This is a genomic window from Mesorhizobium sp. LCM 4577, from assembly GCF_001854795.2.
In the GTDB taxonomy this organism is placed as follows: Bacteria; Pseudomonadota; Alphaproteobacteria; order Rhizobiales; family Rhizobiaceae; genus Mesorhizobium; species Mesorhizobium plurifarium.
In genome coordinates, this window is record NZ_MDDU01000011.1 from 35,117 (window position 1) to 46,945 (window position 11,829).

General features: G+C 62.7%; 11 protein-coding genes. 6 read left to right on the forward strand and 5 right to left on the reverse strand.

Translation table 11 applies throughout. From position 1 onward, the window contains the following. Window positions 1-31: 31 nt before the first annotated feature. The 4 genes from corA to LCM4577_RS14005 all read left to right on the forward strand — a co-directional run bounded on the left by corA (window position 32) and on the right by LCM4577_RS14005 (window position 5,327). A complete protein-coding gene (gene corA / locus LCM4577_RS13990) occupies window positions 32-1,126 on the forward strand; it encodes a magnesium/cobalt transporter CorA (protein ID WP_071071795.1) in 1,095 nt (364 codons plus the stop codon). A 295-nt stretch (window positions 1,127-1,421) separates the two neighbouring features. Then, complete coding sequence (rpsO, locus tag LCM4577_RS13995; RefSeq protein ID WP_027165894.1) at window positions 1,422-1,691, forward strand: 30S ribosomal protein S15; 270 nt, start codon at window positions 1,422-1,424, stop codon at window positions 1,689-1,691. A gap of 386 nt (window positions 1,692-2,077) precedes the next feature. Next, window positions 2,078-4,228, forward strand: a complete 2,151-nt coding sequence (gene pnp / locus LCM4577_RS14000; RefSeq protein WP_071071797.1) for a polyribonucleotide nucleotidyltransferase — start codon at window positions 2,078-2,080, stop codon at window positions 4,226-4,228. A 91-nt stretch (window positions 4,229-4,319) separates the two neighbouring features. Continuing rightward, complete coding sequence (locus LCM4577_RS14005) at window positions 4,320-5,327, forward strand: class I SAM-dependent methyltransferase (RefSeq protein ID WP_071071799.1); 1,008 nt, start codon at window positions 4,320-4,322, stop codon at window positions 5,325-5,327. Window positions 5,328-5,445: 118 nt separating this feature from the next. Here the strand turns inward: LCM4577_RS14005 and LCM4577_RS14010 are convergent, their stop codons facing one another. From LCM4577_RS14010 to fabA, 4 genes are all read right to left on the reverse strand, one after another. Next, window positions 5,446-6,999 (reverse strand): bifunctional diguanylate cyclase/phosphodiesterase, encoded by a 1,554-nt coding sequence (locus LCM4577_RS14010; protein ID WP_071071801.1) that lies wholly within the window; start codon window positions 6,997-6,999, stop codon window positions 5,446-5,448. Window positions 7,000-7,311: 312 nt separating this feature from the next. After that, window positions 7,312-8,115, reverse strand: coding sequence for an enoyl-ACP reductase FabI (gene fabI, locus LCM4577_RS14015; RefSeq protein ID WP_040985926.1), 804 nt, complete (start codon window positions 8,113-8,115; stop codon window positions 7,312-7,314). Window positions 8,116-8,144: 29 nt separating this feature from the next. Beyond that, window positions 8,145-9,365, reverse strand: a complete 1,221-nt coding sequence (fabB, locus tag LCM4577_RS14020) for a beta-ketoacyl-ACP synthase I (RefSeq protein ID WP_071071802.1) — start codon at window positions 9,363-9,365, stop codon at window positions 8,145-8,147. Window positions 9,366-9,481: 116 nt separating this feature from the next. Then, on the reverse strand, window positions 9,482-9,997 hold the full coding sequence (fabA, locus tag LCM4577_RS14025) for a 3-hydroxyacyl-[acyl-carrier-protein] dehydratase FabA (RefSeq protein WP_040985924.1): 516 nt from the start codon (window positions 9,995-9,997) through the stop codon (window positions 9,482-9,484). Between the two features lie 247 nt (window positions 9,998-10,244). Between fabA and irrA the strand changes: the two genes are divergently transcribed. Beyond that, window positions 10,245-10,676 carry an iron response transcriptional regulator IrrA gene (gene irrA, locus LCM4577_RS14030; RefSeq protein WP_040985923.1) on the forward strand — a complete coding sequence of 144 codons (432 nt, stop codon included), beginning with the start codon at window positions 10,245-10,247 and terminating at the stop codon, window positions 10,674-10,676. A 10-nt stretch (window positions 10,677-10,686) separates the two neighbouring features. Further along, on the forward strand, window positions 10,687-11,079 hold the full coding sequence (locus tag LCM4577_RS14035; protein WP_071071804.1) for a DUF4260 domain-containing protein: 393 nt from the start codon (window positions 10,687-10,689) through the stop codon (window positions 11,077-11,079). Here LCM4577_RS14035 and LCM4577_RS14040 read toward each other — a convergent pair. Then, window positions 11,069-11,626: an SH3 domain-containing protein gene (locus LCM4577_RS14040; RefSeq protein ID WP_071071806.1), complete on the reverse strand. Its 558-nt coding sequence runs from the start codon at window positions 11,624-11,626 to the stop codon at window positions 11,069-11,071. The two genes, LCM4577_RS14035 and LCM4577_RS14040, sit on opposite strands and share 11 nt — an antisense overlap. Between the last annotated feature and the right edge of the window lie 203 nt (window positions 11,627-11,829).

The following is an 11,829-nucleotide window of genomic DNA, read 5'->3' on the forward strand; positions in this document are numbered from 1 at the left end:
CTTCAGCTGAGCGCGAGAGCCCAGAGAACTCATGGCAAAGGCTGACACTGGCAAGAAGCGGGCGCCRCTGAGAACCCGTCGGCCTCCGGTCGGGGCGTCGCCCGGCACGCTTATCGCCGATCCGGCGGCGCGGCGCAGCGAGCTTCGGCTGACGTTGATCTCGTCCCAGAAATACGAAACCATCGACAATGCCTCGATCGACGATCTCAACACTCATTGCGAGAAATGGCCTGTCGTCTGGCTGGACTGCACCGGGCTCGCCAACATCGCGCTGATCGAGGAGATCGGCCGCATCTTCAACCTCCACCCGCTGGCGTTGGAGGACGTCGTCAATACCGGCCAGCGGCCCAAGGTGGATTTCTACGAGGATCATGCCTTCGTCGTCATGCGCATGATCGACGATGTCACCGCGCATCGCTACGAGCAGATCGCGCTGTTCTTCGGCCGAAATTTCGTCGTCACGTTCCAGGAACGCGAGGGCGATCCGTTCGATCCGGTGCGCAAGCGCATCGCGGCCGCGATGCCGAACCGGCTGCGCTCGCGCGGCGCCGACTATCTTGCCTATGCGCTGATCGATGCCATCGTCGACAGCTATTTCCCGCCAATCGAAGCGGCGAGCGAATTGGTCGAYGGCATCGAGGACGAGATGCTGAACAAGCCGCACAAGCATCAGATGCGCCAGCTGCATGGACTGAGGCGCGACGCGAACGTGCTGAAAGGCGTTCTGTGGCCGATGCGCGACGCGCTGGCGACGCTGATCCGCAATGACGTGCCCTTCGTGAAGGCCGAGACCAAGATCTTCTTCAACGACACGCTCGATCATTCGCTGCGCCTGATCGAGCTGGTCGAGAACCAGCGCGACATGCTAACGGGCCTGATCGAGATGCATGTGTCGCTGACTCAGGCCCGCACCAACGACGTCATTTCCTATCTGACGATCGTCTCGGTGATCTTCATGCCGCTGACCTTCCTGGTCGGCGTCTGGGGCATGAATTTCGATCCGCAAAGCTCACCCTGGAACATGCCCGAGCTGAAGGCCTATTACGGCTATCCCGCCTCGCTCATGTTCATGGCGATCGTTGCGGTCGGTCTGATTGCGTTCTTCAAATGGAAGAAGTGGCTTTAGCCTTTGAATTCTTCCAAAGCGCGCCGCGATCTTTCAGGTTCGCTCCCCGCGTCTTAGGCTTTTGATTTTGCGCATGTCTTTGCCCCGAAGCCGTTCCCGCTTTCGGGAGACATGCTTTGGTTTTCGCAACCAGAACCTGCGACAAGCCGGCTTGACAATTGGGCTGGTGTTTTTCCCGGAATTGCACTATATGCGCCGCAGCTTCGCGCCCTGACGCGTCGCTTGCACTGGCCCTTGCTGGACGACATCCCGGCTGTGGGCGTCCCGTTTCCTCCAACAGATAAGGAAAAGCACGATGTCGATCACTGCCGATCGCAAGAAGGAATTGATGACTGAATTCGCGACCGCCAAGGGCGATACCGGATCTCCGGAAGTCCAGGTTGCCATCCTTTCCGAGCGCATCAAGAACCTGACCGAGCACTTCAAGGATCACAAGAAGGATAACCATTCCCGCCGTGGTCTGCTTGCTCTGGTCTCCCAGCGCCGCAGCCTGCTTGACTATCTCAAGCGCAAGGATGACGCGCGCTACCAGACGCTGATCGACAAGCTCGGTCTGCGCCGCTGACGAATTGACCGGCGGGCCCTCGAAGGGGCCCGCCGGTCGCGCATTGGCGCATCGGATGGTCCGGTGCATCGGTGCTGAAAAAGGAATTCTTCTCCGCGCATGGCGCGTTCCGGAAGCAGTGGTTTCCGGCGTCATGCGCAAGGTCGGCCGACCAGTTGGCCAACCGGCCAACCAGTTGGCCAACCGGGTTCCGGACTGCAGAGGGCTATCCGGAGCCGCCCATGGACGGTCATGGGGCAGGATTGCAGGATGCTCGCTCGGCTTGGGGAGCCGGACTTGATCGAGCATCCCGTTGTCTTGCCCGTGGCTGCCCGAAGGAAGCCAGGAAAGGGAGAACCCGTGACCGCTAGGACGGCGCGGCCCTTTCCGCATATGAAGGACAAGATATGTTCAATCAACACAAAGTGGAAATCGAATGGGGCGGCCGTCCGCTCATCCTGGAAACCGGCAAGATCGCGCGCCAGGCTGACGGCGCGGTGCTCGCCACCTATGGCGAGACCGTCGTTCTGGCCACCGTCGTCTCGATGAAGGAGCCGAAGCCCGGCCTCGATTTCTTCCCGCTGACGGTCAACTACCAGGAAAAGACCTATGCCGCCGGCAAGATCCCGGGCGGCTATTTCAAGCGCGAGGGCCGTCCGAGCGAGAAGGAAACGCTGGTTTCCCGCCTGATCGACCGCCCGATCCGCCCGCTTTTCGCCGACGGCTACAAGAACGACACCCAGATCGTCGTCACTGTCGTCCAGCATGATCTCGAGAACGATCCCGACATCCTGTCGATCGTCGCCACCTCCGCCGCGCTCACGCTTTCGGGCGTGCCCTTCATGGGTCCGATCGGCGGCGCCCGCGTCGGCTACATCAACGGCGAATATGTCCTCAACCCGCATATCGACGAAATGGAAGAATCCAAGCTCGACCTCGTCGTCGCCGGCACCGGCGATGCCGTTCTGATGGTCGAGTCCGAGGCCAAGGAACTCTCCGAGGACCTGATGCTCGGCGCCGTCATGTTCGGCCACAAGAGCTTCCAGCCGGTGATCGAGGCGATCATCAAGCTGGCCGAGGTCGCCGCCAAGGAGCCGCGCGACTTCACCGCGCCGGATTACTCCGCGCTCGAAGCCGAGATGCTGAAGGTCGTCGGCGACGAGCTTCGCGACGCCTACAAGATCACCGACAAGCAGTCGCGCTATGCCGCGGTCGACGCCGTCAAGGCCAAGGTCAAGGCCGCGTTCGCTCCGGCCGAAGGCGAGGAAGCCAAGTACACTTCCGAGCAGATCGGCAGCGTCTTCAAGGAGCTCCAGGCCAAGGTCGTGCGCTGGAACATCCTCGACACCGGCTCGCGCATCGACGGCCGCGATCTCAAGACCGTGCGCAAGATCGTCTCCGAAGTCGGCGTCCTGCCGCGCACCCACGGTTCGGCGCTGTTCACCCGCGGCGAGACCCAGGCGCTGGTCGTCGCCACGCTCGGTACCGGCGAGGACGAGCAGTTCGTCGATTCGTTGACCGGCATGTACAAGGAGAAGTTCCTTCTCCACTATAACTTCCCGCCCTACTCGGTCGGCGAGACCGGCCGCATGGGCTCGCCGGGCCGCCGCGAGATCGGCCACGGCAAGCTTGCCTGGCGCGCCATCCATCCGATGCTGCCTTCGGCGGAGCAGTTCCCCTACACGCTGCGCATCGTCTCGGAGATCACCGAATCCAACGGCTCTTCGTCGATGGCGACCGTCTGCGGCACCTCGCTGGCGCTGATGGATGCGGGCGTGCCGCTGGCAAAGCCGGTGGCCGGCATCGCCATGGGCCTGATCAAGGAAGGCGAGCGCTTCGCGGTGCTCTCCGACATCCTGGGCGACGAGGATCATCTCGGCGACATGGACTTCAAGGTCGCCGGCACCGCCAATGGCGTCACCTCGCTGCAGATGGACATCAAGATCGATGGCATCACCGAGGAGATCATGGGCATCGCGCTGGCCCAGGCCAAGGACGGCCGCCTGCATATCCTGGGTGAGATGGCGCATGCGCTGTCCGGCGCCCGCGCCGAGCTCGGCGAGTTCGCGCCGCGCATCGAGGTCATGCACATCCCGACCGACAAGATCCGCGACGTCATCGGCTCCGGCGGCAAGGTGATCCGCGAGATCGTCGAGAAGACCGGCGCCAAGATCAACATCGAGGACGACGGCACCGTCAAGATCGCTTCGGCGAACGCCAAGGAGATCGAGGCGGCGAAGAAGTGGATCCACACCATCGTCGCCGAGCCGGAAGTCGGCGAGATCTACGAAGGCACCGTCGTCAAGACGGCCGACTTCGGCGCGTTCGTCAACTTCTTCGGCCCGCGCGACGGTCTCGTCCACATCTCGCAGCTCGCCAATGAGCGCGTCGCCAAGACCTCCGACGTCGTCAAGGAAGGCGACAAGGTTTGGGTCAAGCTGATGGGCTTCGACGAGCGCGGCAAGGTCCGCCTGTCGATGAAGGTCGTCGACCAGGCGACCGGCAAGGAAATCGTCCAGGAGAAGAAGAAGGCCGAAGGCGAGGAAGACGCCGCCTGATCGGTTTGGCTGGATAGTTTGAGACGGGCGCGCCGCAAGGTCGCGCCCGTTTTGTTTCAGGGCACGACAAAGAGTTCTACGGAGCTGATGGATGGCCGCGGAGCCGCTGAAGACGCTGTTCTACCCGTTCGAGGCCGAGGCGCTGCCGCTGCCCGGGAAGGGTGCCCGCGTTCTTTTCCTCGGTGCCGAGCCCGGCTTCCGTCTGCCTGCCGGCTTCGAGGCGGCGCTGCATCTCGTGCAGGGTTTCAGGCCACATTTTCGCGCCTTGCAGGCGTCCGGCCACGCAGTCACGCCGCGGGCGGAAGGCGAGGGCTACGACATCGCCCTCGTGCTCGCCGGCCGGCATCGCGGGCAAAATGAGTTACGCATCGCGGAAGCGGTCGAGCGCATCGCTCCGGGCGCGCCTGTCGTCGTTGCCGGCAGCAAGGACGACGGCATCGACAGCCTGCGCAAGCGGATCGACGCGCTGGCGCCGCTCGAGGGCCATCTGCCGAAGCATCACGGCGTTGCTTTCTGGTTCCGGCGGGCCGGCACGGAGGCGGCGGCGACGCTGCGCGCCGGCAACCCCGATCTTGTCGTCGAAGGTGGCTTCAAGACCAAGCCTGGCATGTTCTCCTTCGATCGGATCGATGCCGGTTCGACACTGCTGGCCGCGAACCTGCCTGACGATCTCAAAGGCAATGTCGCTGATTTCTGCGCCGGCTGGGGTTATCTGGCGGCGGAAGTTCTGCAGCGTTCGCAAGGCCTCACCGCGCTCGATCTCTACGAAGCGGATTTCGAAGCCTTGGAAGCAGCCAGGGTCAACGTCCATGGCGCCATCGAGCCACGCTTCTTCTGGACCGATCTGCTCGCCGAGGCGGTCGAACGGCGTTACGACGCGATCGTCATGAATCCGCCTTTCCATAGCGGCCGCGCAGCCGAACCCGGAATCGGCGCGGGCATGATCCGCACGGCGTCGAAGGCGCTGAAACCGGGCGGCCGCCTGTTCATGGTCGCCAACCGCCAGCTTCCTTACGAGCAGGTGCTGTYGGCGGCCTTTTCCAGCCATGCCGAGATCGCCCGCGACGGCATGTTCAAGGTGTTTTCGGCGCGCCGCTAAAGCAATTCCAGGAAAAGTGTGAGCGGTTTTCCGTCCGGAATTGCGCCAGGAACAAGCGATTCCAGGAAAAGTGTGAAGCGGTTTTCCGTCCGGAATTGCGTCGGGAAAGAAGCGGCGCTTACTGCACGCTGACGATGCGGGCGGGCTCATGCGTGCCGAAGGCGGGCCGGGCTTCGCCGAGCTCGACCTTGAGCGGTGCCGGCCGACCGAACAGATAGCCCTGCACAACCTCGCAGCCGGCGGCCCGAAGCAGCGTGGCCTGGTTCTCGGTCTCCACGCCCTCGGCGATGATACCGACGCCCAGCGCACGCGACAGGCCGACAATGGTCGAAACGATCGCTCCGGAGCTGGAGTCGGTGTCGATGYGGCTGACGAAGGAACGGTCGATTTTCAGCTTGCCGAAGGAGAAGTCGATCAGGTAGCTCAAATTGGAATAGCCGGTGCCGAAATCGTCGACGGCCACCGAGATTCCCATCTCGGCAAGCTGCTCCAGGATCGCCGCGGCGCGGTCGCGATCCTGCATCATCGCCGTCTCGGTGACCTCGAGCTCCAGCCGCGACGGCTTGATGCCGGTCGATTCCATCACGTCCCGCACGATGCCGACGAAATCCCTGGTCATGAACTGGACAGGCGAGATGTTGACGGCGACGAAACAGTCCTGCGGCAGGTACCGGGCGTCGCTGCAGGCCTTGCGCAGCACCCACTCGCCGATCGGGTTGATCATGCCGGTTTCCTCGGCGATCGGAATGAACTCCATCGGCGGGATCATGCCGCGCTCCGGATGCTTCCAGCGGATCAGCGCCTCATAGCCGACGACGCGGCCGCTCGGCAGGTTGAGCTGCGGCTGGTAGTGAAGGCTGAAGTCGCCGCGGTCGAAGGCGGTCTTCAGTTCCGACTCGATCCACTGCCGATAATCCGCCACGCGGCCCATATCGGCGTGGAAGACGGACCAGTTGCCGATGCCGCTGGCGCGCGCGTTCTGCAGCGCAAGGTTCGAGCGGCGCAGGATCAGGACCGGGTCGACGCCGTCCTTCGGCATCGCCACGATGCCGACCGACAGGCTGACCGACTGCAGATGGCTCTGCAGCTGATAGGGCTCCATCATCTCGTTGATGAGCTTCTCGATGAGCCGTTCGATCGAACCCCTGATGTCGCGGTCCGGCAGCAGCACGCCGAATTCGCCGGCGCCGATGCGCCCGATCACCGCGTTCTTCGGCATAACCTCCTTCAGCCTGCTGGTGAAGGCGCGGATCAGTTCGTCGCCCTGGCTGTAGCCGATGGCGTCGTTGATCTGCTTGAAGCGGTCGATATCGATGTCGATCAGGAACATCGGCTCGCCGGTTCGGATCGTCCCGGAGGCGGCCTCGGCTATCTTGCCGACCATCGCCTGACGCGCCAGCAGGCCGGTCAGCTTGTCGAAATGGGTTTCCTTGAAGACATAGGCCACCGATTCATCGACGCCCGCGAAGAACGACAGCGCGGCTCCGCCGGCGGCTAGAGCGCAGAGCGCGGCGATGACGTCGGCCATCGTTTCGGCTGGTATGCCGGCCATGCCGTCGCCGAAGCCGAACCGCAGCCCCCATAGTCCAAGGATGAAACTGCCCATGCCCGAGCTGGCGATGGTGATCAGCCGGAACAGCGGAGTCCGTTTGGGATTGCTGACTGCAGGCATGCACGGTCCCTAGATTAGGGGCCCTTATAGCGGACATCTCCTTAAAATGAGTTTCCGCCGATGAATGCAATTTTACTGGAACGCTACTATCGCGGCCGCAAACTATTCGCGCCGGAGCAATTCCAGGAAAAGTGTGAGCGGTTTTCCGCCCGGAATTGCGTAAAACAAAAAGATAGCGCGTTTCGCCGTTTCCATGAAACGGTGAAATGCGCGAGAGCATGATCCCGAAAAGTGGGAACCGGTTTTCGGAGAAAGATCATGCCCCACAAAGAGTTAGATCGTAATGGCGATTCAACGAAACGCCATCACGATCTAGCCGTCGGTCTGCTTCAATTCCTCCAGTGCCGGCATCGAAACGATGTGATAGCCGGAATCCACATAATGGATTTCGCCGGTGACGCCCGACGACAGGTCGGAGAGCAGGTAGAGCGCCGAGCCGCCGACTTCGTCGATGGTCACGGTGCGGCGCAAAGGCGAATTGCGTTGCTGGTAGGAGAACATGTGGCGGGCATCGGACACGCCGGAGCCGGCCAGCGTCCGCACCGGCCCGGCCGAGATGCCGTTCACCCTGATGCCGCGCGGGCCGTAGTCGTTGGCGAGGTAGCGCACGCTGGCCTCCAGCCCGGCCTTGGCGACGCCCATGACGTTGTAGTTCGGCATCACCCTGACCGAGCCGGCATAGGTGAGCGTGATCATCGAGCCGCCATTGCCCATCAGCTTGGCGGCGTTGCGGGCGATCTCGGTGAAGGAGTAGCAGGAGATCACCATGGTGCGCACGAAATTGTCGCGGCTGGTGTCGGCGTAGAGGCCCTTCAGTTCGTTCTTGTCGGAAAAGCCGATGGCGTGGACCACGAAATCCAGCCCGCCCCAGGCCTTGCCGAGGGTCTCGAAGGTCGCGGTGACCGAGGCGCTGTCCTCGACGTCGCAAGGCACGATCAGCGAGGCTCCCACCTTCTCGGCCAGCGGCTTGACCCGCCGCCCGAAGGCGTCGCCCTGGTAGGTGAAGGCGAGCTCCGCCCCATGTTCCGACAGCTTCTTGGCGATGCCCCAGGCAATCGAATGGTCGTTGGCGACACCCATGACAAGCCCGCGCTTGCCCTTCATCAACCCGTCCATAAAAGGCAATCCTTATAAAAACGCCGGCTCTATGCGGAATAGCGCTGGAAAATCAGCGTTGCGTTGGTGCCGCCGAAACCGAAGGAGTTGGACAGGACGGTGTCGATCCTGGCGTTGTCGATACGCTTGCGCACGATCGGCATGCCTTCGAATTCCGGATCGAGCTCCTCGATATGGGCGCTCTCGCCGATGAAGCCGCCTTGCATCATCAGAATCGAGTAGATCGATTCCTGCACGCCGGCGGCCCCCAGCGAATGGCCGGTGAGCGACTTGGTCGAGGTGATATAGGGCATCTTGTCGCCGAACACCTCGCGAATGGCGCCCATTTCCCTGGAATCGCCGACCGGCGTCGAGGTGCCGTGGGTGTTGATATAGTCGACCGGCGATGACACCGTGGAGAGTGCCTGCCGCATGCAGCGGATAGCGCCTTCGCCCGACGGCGCGACCATGTCGTAGCCGTCGGATGTCGCGCCATAGCCGACGATCTCGGCATAGATCTTGGCGCCTCGCGCCTTGGCGTGCTCCAGTTCCTCCAGCACCAGCACGCCGGCGCCGCCGGCGATGACGAACCCGTCGCGGTTGACGTCGTAGGCGCGCGAAGCGGTCGACGCCTTGTCGTTGAACTTCGACGACATGGCGCCCATGGCGTCGAACAGGTCCGACATGGTCCAGTCGAGGTCCTCGTGGCCGCCGGCGAACATCACGTCCTGCTTGCCCCATTGGATGAGCTCATAGGCATTGCCTATGCAATGCGCCGAGGTCGAGCAGGCCGACGAGATCGAATAGTTGACGCCGTGGATCTTGAACCACGTCGCCAGGGTGGCCGACGCGGTCGACGACATGGCCTTCGGCACGGCGAACGGGCCGATGCGCTTCGGGCTGTTGTTCTTGATCGTGGTTTCGGCGGCTTCGACGATGGTCCGGGTCGAAGGACCGCCGGAGCCCATCACGATGCCGGTCCGGTCATTGGTGATGTCGCTTTCACCGAGCCCGGCATCGGCGATCGCCTGGTCCATGGCGACGTGGTTCCAGGCCGCGCCCTGGCTCAGGAAACGCATGGCGCGGCGGTCGATCATCGGGGTGGGATCGAGCGTCGGCGCGCCCCAGACCTGGCAGCGGAAGCCGTGTTCGGCGAAGGAATTGGAAAAGCTGATGCCGGATTTGGCATCGTAAAGCGAGCTCTGCACCTCGTTGGCATTGTTGCCGATCGACGACACAATGCCGAGCCCTGTCACTACGACCCGTCTCATTCGCAACTCCTTCCGGCGTATTCAGGCGAAAAACCTAGCCGGTTTTCGCTTGTGATCATACGCAAATAAACTGACGTGGCGTCCATCGGCTACGCGGACGCCGTGGCGAAAAACGGTCAGGCGGCCGACTGCTTGGAAAGACCGACCTTCAGATCCGTAGCCGCGTATATGGGTTCGCCATCCGCCTTGAGCCAGCCATCGGCGATGCCGAGCACCAGCCGGCCCCGCATCACACGCTTGAAGTCGACGCCGTATTCGACCTTCTTCACCGACGGCGTCACCATGCCCTTGAACTTCACCTCGCCGGTCGAAAGCGCCATGCCCTTGCCGGGTTCGCCCAGCCAGCCGAGATAGAAACCGGTCAACTGCCACATGGCGTCGAGGCCGAGGCAGCCGGGCATGATCGGATTGCCGATGAAGTGGCAGGCGAAGAACCACAGATCCGGCTTGATGTCGAATTCGGCGCGAATGAAGCCCTTGTCGAAAGCGCCGCCGGTTTCGCTGATCTCGGTGATGCGATCGAACATCAGCATCGGCGGGTAGGGCAACTGGGCATTGCCTGGCCCGAACAGGTCGCCGCGGGCGCAGGCGAGCAGTTCCTCGTAATCGTAGCTGGACTTTTGATCCGCCATCAAATTTCCGTCCCCGTGATCTTCGCGGGCGGCAGGGCGCCCTTCTCGTTGGTTTCCTAACACACTCTGTTTGCGGCCGGAAACCGGCGTTTGCGCTTAACCCGTGCGCCTGCCCGGGTCAATGCGCGCTATTGATCGCATTCGGACTACAGAATATATGTCGATTGATGTCCGGTTTTGGCATTTGACGTCTTTTTGCCACTCTGGACCTGTTGATGGGCTGGGCAACAAGCTTCGAAGCGAAGAGATGGATTCGGGCTACCGGAAGGAAAATGTCGCTGTGGACAAGCGGGTTCGCGAAGCCGGCCTGAGGCCGACGCGTCAGCGCATTGCGCTGGCCGATCTGCTTTTCGCCAAAGGCGACCGCCACCTTTCGGCCGAGGAGCTGCACGAAGAGGCGATCGCCGCCGGCGTGCCGGTCTCGCTGGCGACGGTCTACAACGCGCTTCACCAGTTCACCCAGGCCGGCCTGCTGCGCATCCTGGCGGTCGAGGGGTCGAAAACCTATTTCGATACCAACACGTCCGATCACCACCACTTCTACATCGAAGGCGAGAACCGCATTTTCGATATCGAAAGCGGACCGGTAACCGTCTCCAACCTGCCGGCGCCGCCGGAGGGCATGGAGATCGCCAACGTCGACATCGTGGTTAGACTGCGTCCCAAACGCTGCGATTGATCCGTCTTCCATGCGCCCGGTCGACCTGATTGTCCGGTTTGAATGGGTCACCGTCGCCGCGTTGGCAATCGTTTGCTACGCAATATCCGGCTTTTCCTGGTGGCTGTTTGCGCTGCTCATCCTTGCGCCGGACCTGTCGATGCTGGGCTACCTCGCCGGGCCACGCTTCGGCGCCGCTACCTACAACGCCTTGCATATCCTGATTGCTCCGCTCGTCCTCCTGCTTGCGGGCGCGTTGCTCTCCGRCCGGGTCACGACCGCCGTAGCGCTGATCTGGATCGCGCACATCGCCATCGACCGTGCCCTCGGCTACGGCCTCAAGCTGCCCACCGGTTTTCAGGATACGCGTCTCGGYCGCATCGGCCGCGACCGTAACAGCAAGGCCAGCGAACTCAGTTYTTGACCTTCTCGCCGGGATAGGCGCCMCACACCTGCGATTGCGCCATCCAGCCGGTATGGCCGTCGAAGGTCATTTCGCACCATTGGCCGTCGCATTTCTTGATCGAGCCGATCACGCCCGGCTCGATGATGGCGACGACACCGGCATCCTTGTCGGGTTCGTCGAGCAGGTTGATTCGCCCGCCCTTGCCGCGCTGCCAGGGCGCGACGATCGCGGTGCGGCGGCCTGAGAGCAGCGACTGATTGATCCAGCCCTCCGATCCGTCGGCATCGCGCACGCGGCGCCAGGTGTCGAATTCCTGGATGACTTCCATCGGCAGGCCGGCCTTCAGATACATCCAGTTGACGGAATAATTGGCGCCGGGCCCGACGCGCGAATTGACGCGGGCCGGCTTCAGGCTGACGAAGCGCGGCAGCGGCAGGCCGCTCGGCCCGAGCGTTATGGTTTGGGCGGGTGCCGCCGCGCTTTGCGCCAAAGCCTGCGGCGCGCAAAGCAGGGCACCGAGAATGGCCGCGCTGAAGGCCAGGCGAAGCGACGCGAAACCAGACACTTTCGTTCCTTTCGGCGCCGGTCCGTCGGGACGGGCGCCCCTTTTTCTTTGTCTTCGGCGGCACCGCTTGTTACAGGAGTGGGCTGATGCCGCGACTGGCTGCAAGTTTCGCCGGTCTTGGTTAAAGAGGTCTCAACGAGATCGGTTTCGAGAGCATGATCCCGGAAAGTGGGAATCGGTTTTCGGAAAAGATCATGCTCCAA

What these genes read in the sequence shown, in the direction of transcription:
- rpsO (WP_027165894.1), top strand. Translation starts at nt 1,422, where the DNA reads ATGTCGATCACTGCCGATCGCAAGAAGGAATTGATGACTGAATTCGCG.
- pnp (WP_071071797.1), top strand. Translation starts at nt 2,078, where the DNA reads ATGTTCAATCAACACAAAGTGGAAATCGAATGGGGCGGCCGTCCGCTC.
- fabI (WP_040985926.1), bottom strand. Translation starts at nt 8,115, where the DNA reads ATGGACGGGTTGATGAAGGGCAAGCGCGGGCTTGTCATGGGTGTCGCC.
- fabB (WP_071071802.1), bottom strand. Translation starts at nt 9,365, where the DNA reads ATGAGACGGGTCGTAGTGACAGGGCTCGGCATTGTGTCGTCGATCGGC.
- fabA (WP_040985924.1), bottom strand. Translation starts at nt 9,997, where the DNA reads ATGGCGGATCAAAAGTCCAGCTACGATTACGAGGAACTGCTCGCCTGC.
- irrA (WP_040985923.1), top strand. Translation starts at nt 10,245, where the DNA reads ATGGATTCGGGCTACCGGAAGGAAAATGTCGCTGTGGACAAGCGGGTT.